At 67.2% G+C, this 15065-nt stretch carries 15 protein-coding genes; 5 read left to right on the forward strand and 10 right to left on the reverse strand.

Translation table 11 applies throughout. From position 1 onward, the window contains the following. The 4 genes from BTH42_RS15015 to BTH42_RS15030 form a co-directional block, all read right to left on the reverse strand. Positions 1–605: DUF799 domain-containing protein (locus tag BTH42_RS15015; RefSeq protein WP_075300674.1), on the reverse strand; the 605-nt coding region annotated here is incomplete at its 3' end. A gap of 10 nt (positions 606–615) precedes the next feature. Continuing rightward, a complete protein-coding gene (locus tag BTH42_RS15020; RefSeq protein ID WP_075300676.1) occupies positions 616–984 on the reverse strand; it encodes a DUF4810 domain-containing protein in 369 nt (122 codons plus the stop codon). 81 nt (positions 985–1065) lie between these two features. Further along, complete coding sequence (locus tag BTH42_RS15025) at positions 1066–1743, reverse strand: CsgG/HfaB family protein (protein ID WP_083654816.1); 678 nt, start codon at positions 1741–1743, stop codon at positions 1066–1068. Positions 1744–2139: 396 nt separating this feature from the next. Further along, entirely contained in the window at positions 2140–3078 is a 939-nt protein-coding gene (locus BTH42_RS15030; protein WP_075300680.1) for a LysR family transcriptional regulator, read from the reverse strand. Between the two features lie 124 nt (positions 3079–3202). On the opposite strand from BTH42_RS15030, the gene BTH42_RS15035 reads away from it, so the two are divergent. The 3 genes from BTH42_RS15035 to BTH42_RS15045 all read left to right on the forward strand — a co-directional run bounded on the left by BTH42_RS15035 (position 3203) and on the right by BTH42_RS15045 (position 7668). Further along, complete coding sequence (locus tag BTH42_RS15035) at positions 3203–4807, forward strand: sulfatase-like hydrolase/transferase (protein ID WP_075300682.1); 1605 nt, start codon at positions 3203–3205, stop codon at positions 4805–4807. A gap of 41 nt (positions 4808–4848) precedes the next feature. Beyond that, entirely contained in the window at positions 4849–6189 is a 1341-nt protein-coding gene (locus BTH42_RS15040; protein ID WP_075300684.1) for an aromatic acid/H+ symport family MFS transporter, read from the forward strand. 129 nt (positions 6190–6318) lie between these two features. Next, a complete protein-coding gene (locus BTH42_RS15045) occupies positions 6319–7668 on the forward strand; it encodes a TAXI family TRAP transporter solute-binding subunit (protein WP_075300686.1) in 1350 nt (449 codons plus the stop codon). Between the two features lie 61 nt (positions 7669–7729). Here the strand turns inward: BTH42_RS15045 and BTH42_RS15050 are convergent, their stop codons facing one another. From BTH42_RS15050 to BTH42_RS15070, 5 genes are all read right to left on the reverse strand, one after another. After that, positions 7730–8647, reverse strand: a complete 918-nt coding sequence (locus BTH42_RS15050; protein ID WP_075300688.1) for a ProQ/FinO family protein — start codon at positions 8645–8647, stop codon at positions 7730–7732. 95 nt (positions 8648–8742) lie between these two features. Next, positions 8743–10107: an ATP-binding protein gene (locus tag BTH42_RS15055; protein WP_075300690.1), complete on the reverse strand. Its 1365-nt coding sequence runs from the start codon at positions 10105–10107 to the stop codon at positions 8743–8745. Beyond that, positions 10104–10766, reverse strand: a complete 663-nt coding sequence (locus tag BTH42_RS15060; protein ID WP_075300692.1) for a response regulator — start codon at positions 10764–10766, stop codon at positions 10104–10106. Before BTH42_RS15060 ends, BTH42_RS15055 begins: the two co-directional genes overlap by 4 nt. A 68-nt stretch (positions 10767–10834) precedes the next feature. Further along, entirely contained in the window at positions 10835–11206 is a 372-nt protein-coding gene (locus BTH42_RS15065) for a hypothetical protein (RefSeq protein WP_075300694.1), read from the reverse strand. A gap of 12 nt (positions 11207–11218) precedes the next feature. Continuing rightward, positions 11219–11584 carry a hypothetical protein gene (locus tag BTH42_RS15070; protein WP_075300696.1) on the reverse strand — a complete coding sequence of 122 codons (366 nt, stop codon included), beginning with the start codon at positions 11582–11584 and terminating at the stop codon, positions 11219–11221. A gap of 283 nt (positions 11585–11867) precedes the next feature. On the opposite strand from BTH42_RS15070, the gene BTH42_RS15075 reads away from it, so the two are divergent. Both BTH42_RS15075 and BTH42_RS15080 read left to right on the forward strand, forming a co-directional pair. Continuing rightward, positions 11868–12527, forward strand: coding sequence for a response regulator (locus tag BTH42_RS15075; RefSeq protein ID WP_075300698.1), 660 nt, complete (start codon positions 11868–11870; stop codon positions 12525–12527). Continuing rightward, the gene (locus BTH42_RS15080; RefSeq protein ID WP_075300700.1) at positions 12524–13927 is read left to right on the forward strand and encodes an ATP-binding protein; all 1404 of its coding nucleotides are present in this window, start codon (positions 12524–12526) and stop codon (positions 13925–13927) included. Before BTH42_RS15075 ends, BTH42_RS15080 begins: the two co-directional genes overlap by 4 nt. Positions 13928–14015: 88 nt before the next feature. Here BTH42_RS15080 and BTH42_RS15085 read toward each other — a convergent pair whose 3' ends face one another. Then, entirely contained in the window at positions 14016–15065 is a 1050-nt protein-coding gene (locus tag BTH42_RS15085) for a lysylphosphatidylglycerol synthase domain-containing protein (RefSeq protein WP_075300702.1), read from the reverse strand.

A 15065-nucleotide genomic window follows, 5' to 3' on the forward strand; every position in this document is an offset into this window, starting at 1 on the left:
AACCGGCCGCTGGTCAGGCCGGCGACCGCATGGCTCTCGTCCGACAGCGAATGCGCAACCTGCTTGACCGCCGCCTGAACCAGCGCGCCGATCATGCCGCCCGCATTGACCGACATGCCGCCGAGCTCGTTGCCGCTGGCGGTGGCGATTTTCTGCCACAGCACGTCGCCGCTTTTCAGATCGACCAGCTTCGCCGACGCGGATACCACCGTGGTCGAGTCGATCACGCGATAGACCGAACCGTACTGCGTGATCTTCGAAAACAGCACCGCGTCCGCGCCGAAAATCTCGCGCAGCTTGGCCGGCGACACCTGTTCGATATCGGCCGGCGCGGTCAGCCCGTTCTGCTTGAAGGTCTCCTCCATCAGCGCGACTGGAATCACGTAGTAACCGGCTTCGGCGAGCGGCTGGGTCATTTGCGACAGCATGCCCTCCGACGCCTTCACGTCGGTGGTGTCGTTGACCGGCGGCAACACCAGAATGGAGCGCGGCTGCGCCTGTTTGAACGCGGTGTAATCGACGTGACGCGGCTGCGTCGCGCACGCGGCGAACAGGCCGAGAATCGACAGCGCCGCGACGAGCTTCAGGGAAATCAGTTTCAGCATGGCGTGGCTCTCAGGGTCGGGCGGACTTCTTCTTCAGCAGGAAGTCCATGTAAGTCGACGACTCCGGAAACAGCTGCCGCTCGGCGACAAACTGCTGCTCGGCCTCCTGGCCCTTGCCGACGCTCGCGTACAGCATGCCCAGATGCGCATGAAAACCTGGAGGCGGCGTCGCGCCCTTCGCGCCGATCGTTTGCAGCGCTTTTTCGAGCGCGTCGATCTGCTGTTCGGGACTCGACTTTCCCTTGAAGTATTCGTAGACCTGCGGCTGATAGCCGTCCCATTGATAAAGCGACACGGGCTTTTGCGCCGCGCAGCCGCCGAGCAATGCGGCGAGCGCGACGAGCGGCAGCCACGCGCGATTCGTGAGGGTGATTTTCATTGGCAAAAACGTGAGTGGTTTTTTATCCGCTGCGGCGTGGCAGCGCGTGTGGATCGATCGCGTCAAGCGGATGCCGCGCGTTTAGCGCGCCGCGTTCAACGCGCCCGCGTCGACCTGCTCGACCAGATGGTTGACCGCTTCCTGGATCGCCAGATCGAGCACCTTGCCGTTGAGCGTGGAGTCGTAGCTCGCAGTACCGCCGAAGCCGATCACCTCGCGATTCGACAGGCTGAACTCGCCCGCGCCCTGGCTCGACAGCACCACCTGGGAGGTGGTCGTATCGACGATGTTCAGGCTCACCTTCGCGTACGCGATCTGGTTCTTGCCGCGCCCGAGGATGCCGAACAGCTGCTGGTCGCCGACTTCCTTGCGGCCGAACTCGGTGACGTCGCCGGTCACGACGAAGCGCGCGCCCTTCAGGTTCTGCGGCTGGTTCAGCAGCGCGGCTTCCTGCCTGATCTCGGCGAGGTTGTCGCGGTCGAGCACGTTAAAGCGCTGACTCTGCTGCAAACGCGTGACGAGGATCGTTTTCGCCTGGCTGCCGAGACGGTCGACATTGTCGGAAAACAGCCCGCGCATATAGCTCGAGCGATTATCGAATTTGCCGAGTGCGATAGGCACCGGCTTGCCCGCATAAGGGGTGTGCGCACTAGCGACTACCGGCACCGGCAAAGTCTGCGACGATTCGGTCGCGCAACCGCTCAATGCGCCGGCAATAATGGCCAGCACCAGCACGCTTGATCTGTTAGATGTTTTCAACGGAGAAATCCCACGAAAAATCGGAATTTAGATAGCTTTTCGATCGGACCGCATTAGTTGCGAATAGATCGAACCGCGCTTCGAGTATTCCCGCGGGGACGCGCGCAGACACGAGCGGCACGGGCGCGAGCCGTGACTCGTGCGTCGGGCGGGTGCAAATAAGTGGCTTGCGTGTGGCGCCGCGGATCAATACCGGGCTCAACCATAGCCGAATCAGAGCCGATTAACTGTCACGCTTTGCAAAATCCGATGCGCATCGGCAACGATTTAATAAAATAAGCCTTGTCTGATTGCTTTTGATTATTCCAATTAAATCAGGCTAATTTCCGTATTCGCTCGATTTTTTAAGGCCCCGCTCTAAATCCGCTTCAGACTCGTTTTAGTCCGGCATGCGCATTATCCCGCCAATTGCCGCGCGGCATTCCTCAACGCATCCATCAATACCGCGACACCCGGCGTCGCGTCGTCGGCCCACAGCATGCCGACGCCCGGCGCGACGCCGGGGACGAACAACGGCAAATGGCGCACCGCGTCCGGCTCGGCCCGCTCCAGTTCCTGCAACACGTGCAGCGACGCGACGAACAGACAGTCGCTCTGCTGCGCGAGCGCCTTGTTGATCAGGATCGACGCCGACGACATGAACGCCGCCGGCATGCCGAGCCCGGCCTGCGCGAACGCCGCTTCGAGACTCGCGTGCATCGGCGAGGACGCGGGCGGCACGATCCACGGAAAGCCGAGCGTGTCCTTCCAGCCGAGCCGCCGACGGCGCTGCAACGGATGCCGTACCCGCGCGGCGACGCACACGCGGCCGTCGTACAGATGCTCGTGATGGCAACCGGCATTCAATGCTTCGGCATCCAGACGACCGATCACCAGATCGAGTTCACGTAGTTGCAGCATCCGCAGCAACGCATCGACGGTGCCCTCGTGCAACTGGATCTGCAGGCGCGGCTCGGCGTCGATCAACTGCCCGGCCGCGGCCGGCAGCAGCACCGCGGCGATCGCGGACGGCGCGCCGACCCGCACCACGCCGCCGAGCCCCGCCTGCAGCGCGCTCAGATCCGCGCTCACGCGTTGCAGATCGCCGAGCATCCGCTGCGCGTGCTGCAACACGATCTCGCCGCCGCGTGTGGGCGCGATGCGCCGCGTGGTGCGCTCGAACAGTGCGAAGCCGACCACTTCCTCGAGCTCGCGCAGCCATTTGGACAGCGCCGGCTGGGTCATCGCCATGCGCTCGCCGGTGCGGCTCAGACTGCGCGTGCGGCCGATCACCGCGAGGATTTCGAGGTCGCGCATACGAAGCCGGCGCAGCAGGATTTCGTTCAGATTTTTCATTGCAAAATCGATATAGATCGGAATTTATTATTCAAGAATTGAAAATGAATCGCAACCTATACTGGGCCTCACGTCAACCTGCGTTGCCGACCCGCGCCGCACACCCGAACCGATCCCGTCCGACATGAACGCCCAGCCCAACTTCCTGTTCTTCATCACCGATCAACACCGCGCCGACCATCTCGGCGCCTATGGCAACCGCGAAGTGCGCACCCCGCATCTCGATCGCCTCGCGGCGCGGAGCTGGCTGGCCGAGCGCTGCTACGTCGCGTCGCCGGTCTGCATGCCGAATCGCGCGACGCTGCTGACCGGCCGCTGGCCGTCCGCGCACGGCGTGCGCCACAACGGCATCGCGCTGTCGCTGCGCACCCGTACCTTCCTCGATCAGCTGCGCGACGCCGGCTACCGCACCGCGCTGGCCGGCAAGGGTCATCTGCAGAACATGACCGGCAAAGCGGCGGTCTGGCCCGCAGCCGGCGCGCCGGCCTTTCGCCCGGCGGCCATGCGCGAGGACGCCGGCCGCTACGACCAGGAATGGGCGCCGGCGTGGCAGGCGTCGGCCGCGCACGAGATGGCGCTGCCCTACTACGGCTTCGACGACGTCGCGCTCGCGATCGACCACGGCGACACCGCCGGCGGCCACTACCGGCGCTGGCTCGAACGCGAGCATCCGGGCGTCGCCGCGCGGGTGGGCCGCGAGCACGCGCTGCCGAGCCCCGGCTACGTGCTCGCCGACGCGGGCCAGGCGTGGCGCACGCAGGCGCCCGAAGAGTGCCACCCGAGCGCGTGGATCGCCGATCAGACGATGCGCATGCTCGACGGCTATGCGCGCGGCGACAAGCCGTTTTTCCTGCAGTGCTCGTTTCCGGACCCGCATCATCCGTTCACGCCGCCCGGCCGCTACTGGGACATGTATGCGCCGGAAGACGTGCGGCTGCCCGCATCGTTCGATGTCGCCGGCCGCGCGCTGCCGCCGCATGTCGCGTGGCTGCACGCTGAGCGCGAGCGCGGCGCGGCCGTCAAGCACACGCCCGCGCTGTTCGCGTGCACCGAGCGCGAGGCGCGCGAAGCGATCGCGCTGAACTACGGCTCGATCAGCTTCATCGACGCGATGATCGGCAAGGTGCTCGCGCATCTGCAAACGCTGGGTCTCGCCGACAACACCGTGGTGGTGTTCAGCAGCGATCACGGCGACTACATGGGCGATCACCAGTTGCTGTGGAAAGGGCCGATCCACTACCAGAGCATCATCCGCGTGCCGTTCCTGTGGCACGACCCGCAAGCCGGCGGCGATGGTGCGCGCAGCCAGGCGCTGTGCTCGTCGGCCGATCTCGCGCCGACCGTGCTCGAACGCGCGGGCGTCGCGCCGTTCAACGGCATTCAGGGCGCGTCGCTGCTGCCGCTGATCGACGCCGCCCACGAGCCGGCGGGCGCCGCGCCCGACAACTGGCGCGACGCGGTGCTGATCGAGGAAGAAGCGCAGCGCCAGCTGTTCGGCTTCGCGGCGCGCCCGCGCGTGCGCACGCTGCAAACCGGCCGCTTCAGGCTCAGCCTGTACGACGGCCAGACCTGGGGCGAGCTGTACGACCTCGCCGAAGACCCGCACGAGCTGCGCAATCTCTGGTCCGAGCCCGCCTACGCGCAGCACAAGGCGGAGGCAATGGAACGGCTGGGCCGCACGATGCTCGCGCTCAGCGACACGAGTCCGTATCCGACCGCGATCGCCTGAGCCCACCCGCCAGAACGCCACGAATAATCAGGAGACAACCGATGCAGCAAGCTACCCCCGCCGATCCGGCGGCTACCCGCGACATCCGCGAATTCATCGACGCCTGCCCGGTGTCGCTGTACCAATTGCGCATCGTCGCGCTGTGCTTCCTCGTGGTCGCGCTCGACGGCTTCGATACCTCGTCGATCGGTTTCATCGCACCCGGCATCCGCGACCAGTGGGCGCTCGCGCCGACCGCGCTGGCGCCCGTGTTCGGCGCGAGCCTGCTCGGCCTGATGCTCGGCGCGTTCCTGTTCGGGCCGCTATCGGATCGCTTCGGACGCCGTACGATCCTGATCACGACGGTCGCGTGGTTCGGGCTCGCGTGCCTCGCGTCCGCGTTCGCGCCGTCGTTCGAGGTGCTGGTCGCGCTGCGCTTCGTCACCGGTCTGGGACTTGGCGGCGCATGGCCGAACGCGGTCACGCTGACCGCCGAATACTGTCCGGCACGGCGCCGCTCGACGCTGCTCACGCTGATGTTCTGCGGCTTCGCGCTCGGCGGCGCGCTGGGCGGCGGCGTCGCGGCGCTGCTGATGCAGCGCTACGGCTGGCGCGGCGTGCTGGTGACCGGCGGCTTGATGCCGCTCGCGCTGGTGATCCCGCTGCTGCTGTGGCTGCCCGAATCGCCGCGCTATCTGGTGCAGAAAGGCGCGCCGCGCGCGAAGATCGCGCGGGTGATCGCCCGTCTCGCGCCGGGCGTGTCGCTCGACGACGGCAAGGCCTTCACGGTGCGCCAGGCGCCCGCGCATGCGGGAGTGTCGGTCGTCGATCTGTTCAGACAGGGCAATCTGCGCGGCACGCTGCTGCTGTGGAGCACCTTCTTCATGGGACTCCTGATGATCTTCCTGTTGCAAAGCTGGCTGCCGGTAGTGCTGCGCGCACGCGGACTGCCGCTCGAACAGGCCGCGTTGATCGCCGCGCTGCTGCAAACCGGCGGCTTCGCCGGCGCGCTGGGAATGGGCTATCTGATGGACCGGCTCAATCCGAGCCGGGTGGTCGCGGCCGCGTATTGCCTGGGCGCGGTGGCGATTTTCACGTTCGGCCATGCCCAGTCGCCGCTCGTGCAGGGTCTCGCGGTGTTCCTCGCCGGCTGCGGGGTCAGCGGCTCGCAGGTCTGCATCAGCGTGATGGCCACCGGTTTCTACCCGACCCACTGCCGCGCGACCGGCGTGAGCTGGGCGTCGGGGGTCGGCCGGATCGGCGCGATCTTCGGCTCGATGGTCGGCGGCTGGATGCTCGCGTGGGGCTGGAGCAGCCCGACCATGTTCACCGTGATCGCGCTTCCGGCGCTGTTCGCGGCGGCGTCGATGTTCGCGATCGGGCGGCCGAAGTGGACGGCCTGAAGCGGCGCAGACTCCGCCGGCCGCGATAGAAACCTCGCGCGAGCGCCGGTCAATAGAGCAAACTGCCGACGGCAAAGCCGCCGCGCGCAGGCGACAATGCCGCAACCCGGCTTTCGCCACGGAGTCTCCATGAACGCGCAGCGCCCACGTCCTCCGCACTTTGCCGGCGAGCATACGCGCGCCGAATGGCGCGACCACGTGCTGCCCTATTTCGTCACCGCGCTGCTGATCGCGCTGGTCGTCGTGCTGATCGTGTGGGTCGTCAATCCGGCGCCGCCGCGCACGCTGACGATCAGCGCGGGTCCGCGCGACAGCTCGTTCGCGGCCGCCGCGCAGCAGTATCGAAAGATCCTCGCGCGCCACGGCATCCATCTGAACGTGCTCGAATCCGACGGCTCGGTGCAGAACCTGCAGCGGCTGCTCGACCCCAAACAGAAGGTCGATATCGCGCTGGTGCAAGGCGGGGTCGCGGCGGGGCTCGATACGTCGTCGCTGATGTCGCTCGGCAGCGTGTTCTATGTGCCGGTCGTGGTGTTCTTTCGCGGCAGCGAGCTCACCCAGCTGGGTCAACTCGAAGGCAAACGGATCGCGGTCGGCCGCGAAGGCAGCGGCACCCGCCTGCTCGCGCTGCAACTGCTGGCGGCCAACGGCATCGAACCGGGCGACGCCACCACGCTGGTGCCGACCGACGGCCTGCAGGCGGCCACCCAGCTGGTGGCCGGCGAAGTCGACGCGGCGATCCTGAGCGGCGACTCGACCACGCGCGACCTGATGCTGCGGCTGCTGCGCGTGCCCGGCATCGGCGTGATGAATTTCGACGAAGCGAGCGCGTATACGCGCCTCTTTCCATTTCTCGACCAGATCGACCTGCCGCCCGGCGTGCTCGATCTGAAGCGGCGCATTCCGCCCGACACCGTGCATCTGATCAGCCCGACCGTCGAACTGGTCGCGCGCCGCACGCTGCATCCGGCGATCTCCGATCTGCTGATCGAGGCGGCCCAGGAGGTGCACGGCACTGCCGGGCTGTTGCAGCGCGCCGGCCAGTTTCCGAATCCGGTCGCGCACGAATACCAGATCAGCGAGGACGCGCAGCGCTACTACCGGACCGGCAAGAGTTTTCTGTACCGGACGCTGCCGTTCTGGCTCGCCAGTATCGGCGACCGCACGCTCGTGCTGTTGCTGCCGGTCGCCGTGCTGCTGGTGCCGGCGATGCGGGTGATTCCGGCGCTGTATCGGTGGCGGGTGCGTTCGCGGATCTACCGCTATTACGGCTCGCTGATCGCGATCGAACGCCACGCGCTGGCCGGCGCGACCGACGACGAGCGCACCGACCTGCTCGCGCGGCTCGACGAGATCGAACTGGCGCTGAACCGGTTACGGATGCCGCTTGCCTACGCGGATGCGTTCTATGTGTTGCGCGAACATGTGGGATTCGTGCGCAACCGGCTGTCGGCTGCGCGGCCCGTCGCGGCCTCGTAGTAGAGGCCGCGCGGGGTCAGGCGCGGGGATGATTCAGGCCTGGGTAATCAGGCCTGGGAACTCAGGCCTGGGAGGGCGTGGATGCGGACGCGTTGGCCGCGGCGCCGGACTGCGGATGAGCCGGCGTGTTGGCGGCGTTGTCCGTGTCGCCGCTGGTTGCGTCGTTAGCGGATTGCGGCGCGGCCTGCGCGGCGTCAGCCTGCGGGCTCGCCGGTTCGGCGGCTGCCGCGGTTGCATCGGCTTGCGGTTCCGCTTGTGCGTCACCAGCCGCCACTGCGTCCTGCGCAGCCGCATCGCCGGCAGCCGGCGCAGCGGTAGCGCCAGGCGCCGCCTCAGCAGCCTTCTGCGCGCCCTTCGCCGCGCGATGCGCGAGCAGACGCTGCGCGCCCGCCGCTTCCTGCGCGGTGACCTTGCCGGCTTCGACACCGTTCAGATCGACGCGCGCCGCGCCTTCGACAAGGCTCTTCCAGTAACGGCCGCCCCGGCACCACGTCTTGATCGCGTCACGCAGCTCGGCTTCGCTAAGCGACAACTCCTTCGCATGCGCGACGATATCTTCGAAGATGCCGATCTTCAGCGGCAGCTTCGGCGCCGGATTCTTCGGGAAAGCCACCGGGAAACGCTTTTGCAGACGGCCGATCGAGCGCACCACCGGATCGACCGGTTTCGCATCGGCCGCCGGCGCCGCGTTTGCCGCGCCGCGCTGTTGCTGCCGATGCGCCGGGCGCGCGCCCGGCTTGCCGTCCGGACGGCCGCCGGTTTTCGCGGCCGGCTTGCCGGCCGGCTTTGCGGCGGCACGCTCACCGGACTTCGCGGCGGCGTTGGCAGCAGGATTCGAGCCAGCCTGGGCGGCCGGCTTGCCAGCGGACTTCGAAGCCGGCCGTCCGCCCGATTTGCGCTCGGACTTACCACCGGATTCGGCGGCGGCACGCGCGGCGGCCAGTTGCTTCTTCAGTTCAGCGAGTTGTTCGAAACCCATAGTGCACAACCAATCTGTCGATTCGTAAAGACGCGATTGTAGCAGCGTGCGCCAATCCGCTCGTGACAACCCATAGCTAAATAAAGTAAGCCCGCCTAGCCGGCGGCGGCCACCGGCGCGTGCGCCGCCGGCTCGCGCAGTCCGCTCACGCTGACCCGCAAACCGGGCGCGCCGGCGTTATTGCGCAGCGACAGCGCGAGCTGATGGCGCTCGGCGATCCGCGCGACGATCGCCAGACCCAGTCCGCTGCCCTCGCCCTTCGCGCCGTCGCCGCGATAGAAGCGGTCGAACACCCGTTCGAGTTCCGCTTCCGCGATCCCCGAACCGCTATCGACCACGTCGATTCCAACGCGCTCGCCGCTGCGCGTGAGCACCACGTCGACGCGCCCGCCCGCTGGCGTATGCCGGATCGCGTTGTTGATCAGGTTTCCTAATAGCACGCTGAGCGCATGCGGTTCGGCGAGCACCGTGTACGCATCGGACGGCGCGCGCGCCTGTTCGCATTCGAGGCCCAGATCGATTTCGCGCAGCTCCGCCAGCAGCGACAGATCGCTGACCGCCTGCTCACCGATCCGGCGCAGGCTGACCGGCACCATCGACGTGACCGGCTGCGCGTCTTCGCGCGCGAGCGTCAGCAGTTGCTGCACCAGATGGATGATGCGATTGACGCGCTGCTCGACCCGTTCGAGCGTCTGGCCTTCGCCCTTCAGCGAACCGTCGCGCGAGGCCGCCTGCAGTTGCAGCTTCAGCGCCGCGAGCGGCGAGCGCAGTTCGTGCGCGGCATCGGCGATAAAGGTGCGCTGCGCCTGCGACGCGGTATGCAGGCGTTGCAGCAGATCGTTCAGCGCCTCGACCAGCGGCCGGATTTCGACCGGCACGCTGCCGTCGAGCCGCAGCGGTTCGAGCGAATCGATCGTGCGCGTGGCGAGCGCGCGCGACAGTCCGCCGATCGGCGCGAGCCCGCGCGCGACCACCAGCAGCACCAGCACGATCGTCACCGGCAGCAGCACGCCGAGCGGCCACAGCGTATGCAACGCCAGATGCAGCGCGAGGTCCTCGCGCACCGACACCGGCTGCGCGACCTGCACGTAGCGGTCCGCGTGCGCGACGCCGAAGGTGCGCCAGTGCGAGTCGGCGTTGCGCACCGTGTTGAAACCCGGCGCGAGCCGGTCGAACACCGGCGCCTGCCCGGAGTGATAGATCGGCTTGCCCGCGCGGTCCCAGATCTGGATCAGGATGCGGTCGTCGGCGAGATCGCCGAGATCGGGGCTGGGCGCTTCGCCGTCGCCCGTGCCGCTCAGATTCGCCGGCAGCGACAGCGCGACGGTGCGCAACTCGTAGTCGAACAGTTCGCTCGCTTCGAGCCGCGCGGTATGAAAAATCGCGTACGCCGCGATCGCCGAGGCCACGGCCGTGCCGAAAATCAGCCAGCCGAGCAGCCAGCGGCGAATCGACGTCATCCGCACCTCTTGAGCCGGTAGCCGACGCCGCGCACCGTCACGACCTGCTCCGCGCCGATCTTGCGGCGCAGGCTGTGCACATGCACTTCGATCGTATTGCTGCCGACTTCCTCGCCCCAGCCATACAGCTTCTCTTCGAGTTCGGTCTTCGTGAACACCCGCGTGGGCTCCTCGATCAGCGCCTGCAGCAGCGCGAATTCGCGCGGCACCAGTGCAACCGGCGCGCCGTTCTGCGTGACTTCGTGGGCGGCCGGATCGAGCGCCAGTTCGCCGTGCGTGTAGACCGGCTGCTTCTGGCCGGTGCGCCGGCGCAGCAGCGCGCGAATCCGCGCGGCCAGTTCGTCGAGATCGAACGGCTTGACGAGGTAGTCGTCGGCGCCGGCGTCGAGGCCGCGAATCCGTTCGTCGATCGCGTCGCGCGCGGTCAGGATGATGACCGGCGCGGCGCCGCCGTTGCGGCGGTATGCGTTCAGCACGTCGATGCCGTCTTTCTTTGGTAGACCCAAGTCGAGCAGCACGAGGTCGTACACGTCGTTATCCAGCGACAGTTCCGCCGCGCGGCCATCCTCGGCCCAGTCGATCGCATAGCCGGCGCGGCGCATCGCGCCGAGCACCGATTCGGCGATCATCTCGTCGTCTTCGACCAGTAGCAGGCGCATGGCCTCTCCTTCGTGCAGTATTGCGCCGCATTATCCCGGCGCGCGGCTTAACGCCGGCTTACGGCGGCTTACGCCGCGGACCGGCGCCGCTTCGCTGCACGATTGTGCCTGTTTTGTGGCTGTTTTCGGTGACGGGCCGGCCGCGCCGCGCCGACCCGCGGCCAGAAGCCGCCGACCCCACGCACCACATACAGACAGGTGACGACGCCGACCGCGGGATCGGCGAGCGGCGCGAACGGTTGCGCGAAACCCGCGGCATTCGCGCCTGGATTGAACGAAGGATTGAGAAAGCAATCGGCGTAGCGGCCGCCATGATGCATCGAGCGATGCCGCGCGGTGAAAAACGGCATCGCCAGCGCGGCGGCCAGCGTGTAAATCGATGCGCTCGCGCATCCGGCCAGCAGCACCCATTCACCGATCGTCAATGCGTGCGCCACCATCGCGCCGGTCCGTCAACGGCCGGCCAGCACGAACGCCTGCCCGGTCAGACGCAGATGCAGCACCACCAGCCAACGTTGCGGGCAATCGGCCGCGAGCGCGACCGTGCTCGTGCTCGCGCCCCGCTCTGCCGGCGCGGCCGGCTCCGCATACGCGCGCCGCACCGCGAAGTCGAATGCAAGCTGCGCGAATTCGCGCGCGGCGAACACGCCGCCGACGATCAACGCAAGCGCGCCCAGCCGGAACGGCATCGAAGCGAAAAAATTCTCGGAGACCGGCAGCAGCGGCAGCGCGACGCACAGCAACAGTTCGGCAAGCGCGGCGGTAAGCGAAGCGACCAGCAGATGGGCTCGCAACATGTCGACGGTGACTGGCTTCATAACGTGCCTCAAGCGTGGTCTCGTGACGTGACGGATGCGTGACGGCTCCGCCAATCCATCGAAGTCCTTACTATCTGATTGCGATGCGCTGACGCTGCATGGGTGCATGCGCGCGGCGCGGGCGACACCCGTCGACTGCTTGACGATAGTATCGATTCGATCTGAAGGAAACCTTAAGCAAACGCGCGGTATAAACGAGCTAACGAACGGCGTGACCACACTTGCAGCGCGCATCGCCGCGGCTGCGGTGACGCGATCAAACAATCAACGGAATGTTCATCCCATGCGTGTACTCCTCGTGGAAGACGACGAGCTGATCGGCTGCGGTGTCGAGGCGGGCCTGCGTCAGGCCGGCTTCACAGTCGACTGGGCTCGCGACGGTCAGCAGGCCGCCCTCGCGCTCGACACTACGCAATACGCGTTGGTGGTCCTCGATCTCGGCCTGCCGCTGGTGAGCGGGCTCGAGCTGCTCAAACGCTGGCGCGATGCCGGCCGCCACGTGCCGGTGCTGGTGCTGACCGCGAAAGGCACGGTGGTCGAGCGGGTCGGCGGTCTCGCCGCGGGCGCCGACGATTACCTGGGCAAACCATTCGATCTGACCGAACTGATCGCGCGTTGCCACGCGCTGCTGCGCCGCGCACAAGGTCGCAGTATCGATCTGATCCGTTACCAGAATCTGACAGTGAACCCCGCCGCGCAGACGGTGGAACTCGACGCGATTCGCGTCGCGCTGACCTCGCGCGAATGGGCGATCCTGTTGCAGCTGCTGACCCACCTCGGCATTCCGCAATCGCGTTCGCGACTCGAGGAAACGCTGTACGGCTGGCAGGAAGAAATCGAAAGCAATGCGATCGAGGTCCACGTATCGAATCTGCGCAAGAAGCTCGGCGCCGGGCTGATCAGGACCGTGCGCAATATCGGCTACGTGATGGAGAAAGAGTGATGGGTCCGTCGATTCGCCGGCGCCTGTCGCTGCTCGTGCTGGCGAGCATCGTCGCGGTGTGGGGCGTCGCGCTCGTCAGCAGCTACCGGCAGGCGAGCCACGAAGTCGATGCGTGGGAACAGGCGCGGCTCGCCGAACTCGCGCAGATGCTCGCGCTGCTCGACAAGAGCAACCTGACCACGCTCGCGAATGCGCGTATCGACGTGCGCGAAGAAGAAAAAGGCGGCGACCCGGGCGCAAACGATCTCGACGACGATGACACGCTGCCGCGCGACGCCCTTTTCCAGGCGCGCGCAGCCAACGGCGAGATTCTGGCCGGCAGCCCGGAACTACGCGCGCTGAACGCATGGGATCTGCCGCTGCCGGCCGCGAGCGGCGCGCGGGACCTCACGCTCGGCGGCCAGATGTATCACTCGTTCACGCTGCGCGACAGCGCGTCCGGCCATAGCGTGAGAGTGTTCGAGCCGGCCAATACGCGCAGCGATCTGGTCAGCGGCGTCGCCAGCCGGCTGGCCCGGCCGACGCTGCTCGCGCTGCCGGTGCTCGCGCTGCTGGTGTGGCTCGGCATCGGCTGGTCGCTCGCGCCGTTGCAGGTGCTGTCGGCGGCGATCCGTGCGCGCGACGCGAACCGGCTGGAACCGGTCGGGATCGCGCGCGCGCCGCTCGAAGTGCGCCCGCTCGTCGATGCGCTGAACCAGTTGCTCGCGCGCCTCGCTCATTCGCTCGAACGCGAGCGCGCGTTTACCGCGGACGCCGCCCACGAACTGAAAACCCCGCTCGCGGCGATCAAGGTGCAGGCCCAGGTCGCGCTGGCCGAACCGGACGTCGCGTTGCAGCGGCTCGCAATGGAACGCGTGGTGCAAGGCGTCGATCGCAGTGCGCGGCTCGCCGAACAATTGCTGCTGCTCGCGCGGCTCGATGCGCAGGAGAAGCTGCCGACCGCGGCGCTAAAGCCGGCCGCGATCGCGCAGGACACGCTGCTGGCGAACCAGCGCAATGCACAGCGCAAAAACATCAACGTGATGCTGAGCGGCGACCCGCTCGCCGAGATCGATGCGGAGCCGGTGCTGATCGGCATCCTGCTCGACAATCTGCTCGATAACGCGATCAAGTACGGGCGCGCGGACGGCACCGTCGAGGTTGCGGTGCGGCAGGCCGAAGGACGCGTCGTGGTGAGCGTGCGCGACGACGGTCCCGGCGTCGCGCCGGACGATCTGCAGCGGCTCACTGATCGATTTTTTCGCGCGACCGGCACTCAGGCGACCGGCAGCGGACTGGGGCTGTCGATCGTCGAACGGATCGCCGGGCATTTCGGCGCGAGCGTGCAGCTCGGCGCGGGGATCGGCGAACGTGGGCTCGCGGTCAGCGTGTCGTTTCCTGCTTATCGGCACACGCATTAACGGTGGGATGAAACAAATACTCTTGCCTGCGCCATTACCGCCATTACCGCCATTACCGCCATTACCGCCATTACCGCCATTACCGCCGTCAGCGCCGCTCGCGTTGCCGCTCGGCGTGACCGCGAGCGGAGCGCTGCGGGGCCAGTTCCGCGCGCACCGCCCGCGTTGCGGCCCCGCCGCCGGACGACTCCGAGAACTGCCACGCGATCAGCCCCGGCACGAACATCAGCAGATCGCGAATCCGTCGCGCGGCCGCGAGCGCGAGCGAGGTGGCGGGATCGATCCCGAGCGCGCCACCGATCAGAATGAACGCGCCCTCCTGCACACCGAGCCCGCCCGGCACGAAGAACGCCGCGCTGCTGATCGCCTGGATCAGCGACTCGATCACGACCGCCTCGACGAAGGTCACGCGCGCGCCGAGGAAATACAGCGCGAGCCAGATTTCGAGCGAGGTCAGCAGACATTGCAGCGGCTGCCAGAAGAACAGATAGCGCAGCACAACCGCGCGCCGCCGCCAGATCACCTTGATCGCCTGATCGATCTGTACCGACTGGCCGACCAGCGCCGCGAGCTTACCGCTCGTCATCCGGTTCAGCACGCGCGTGATGCGCTCGAACGGATTCGCATGCTGGACGAGCCCGAACAGCAGCAGCACCGGCGTCAGCGCGACCACGCCCCACGCGAGCTGGCCGGCGAGCCGCAGCGCGCCCGATTGCGCATGCGCGAACAGAAAGCCGATGCCGATCAGCGTGAACATCAGCTGACTGATCACAGTGAGCTGCATATCGACGATCAGACTGCCGACCGCCGTCGACGGCTTCACGCCCCAGCGCCGCAGCATCCGGTACGACACGAGTTCGCCGCCGATCCGCGCGACCGGCAGCATGCTGTTGACCGATTCGCGCACCCACACCAGATGCAGCATCTTGCCCAGACCCGGCCGGTTCGCGCCGCGAATCAGCGAGCGCCAGTCGCACGCGTTGGCGATCATCGGCAGCACGTGCGCGAGCGCGGCGATCACGAGCCCGGCGCCGGCCGCGCGCAACGCATTGAACACCGCGCCCGGATCCTCGCGCCATACGAGCCACAGCGATAGCAGCAAACCCACCAGCGCGGCGGCGCGACCGAAATGCTTCAT

The organism is Burkholderia sp. SRS-W-2-2016, from assembly GCF_001931485.1.
GTDB lineage: Bacteria > Pseudomonadota > Gammaproteobacteria > Burkholderiales > Burkholderiaceae > Paraburkholderia.

What these genes read in the sequence shown, in the direction of transcription:
- BTH42_RS15020 (WP_075300676.1), bottom strand. Translation starts at nt 984, where the DNA reads ATGAAAATCACCCTCACGAATCGCGCGTGGCTGCCGCTCGTCGCGCTC.
- BTH42_RS15030 (WP_075300680.1), bottom strand. Translation starts at nt 3,078, where the DNA reads ATGAAAAATCTGAACGAAATCCTGCTGCGCCGGCTTCGTATGCGCGAC.
- BTH42_RS15035 (WP_075300682.1), top strand. Translation starts at nt 3,203, where the DNA reads ATGAACGCCCAGCCCAACTTCCTGTTCTTCATCACCGATCAACACCGC.
- BTH42_RS15040 (WP_075300684.1), top strand. Translation starts at nt 4,849, where the DNA reads ATGCAGCAAGCTACCCCCGCCGATCCGGCGGCTACCCGCGACATCCGC.
- BTH42_RS15045 (WP_075300686.1), top strand. Translation starts at nt 6,319, where the DNA reads ATGAACGCGCAGCGCCCACGTCCTCCGCACTTTGCCGGCGAGCATACG.
- BTH42_RS15050 (WP_075300688.1), bottom strand. Translation starts at nt 8,647, where the DNA reads ATGGGTTTCGAACAACTCGCTGAACTGAAGAAGCAACTGGCCGCCGCG.
- BTH42_RS15055 (WP_075300690.1), bottom strand. Translation starts at nt 10,107, where the DNA reads ATGACGTCGATTCGCCGCTGGCTGCTCGGCTGGCTGATTTTCGGCACG.
- BTH42_RS15060 (WP_075300692.1), bottom strand. Translation starts at nt 10,766, where the DNA reads ATGCGCCTGCTACTGGTCGAAGACGACGAGATGATCGCCGAATCGGTG.
- BTH42_RS15065 (WP_075300694.1), bottom strand. Translation starts at nt 11,206, where the DNA reads ATGGTGGCGCACGCATTGACGATCGGTGAATGGGTGCTGCTGGCCGGA.
- BTH42_RS15070 (WP_075300696.1), bottom strand. Translation starts at nt 11,584, where the DNA reads ATGAAGCCAGTCACCGTCGACATGTTGCGAGCCCATCTGCTGGTCGCT.
- BTH42_RS15075 (WP_075300698.1), top strand. Translation starts at nt 11,868, where the DNA reads ATGCGTGTACTCCTCGTGGAAGACGACGAGCTGATCGGCTGCGGTGTC.
- BTH42_RS15085 (WP_075300702.1), bottom strand. Translation starts at nt 15,065, where the DNA reads ATGAAGCATTTCGGTCGCGCCGCCGCGCTGGTGGGTTTGCTGCTATCG.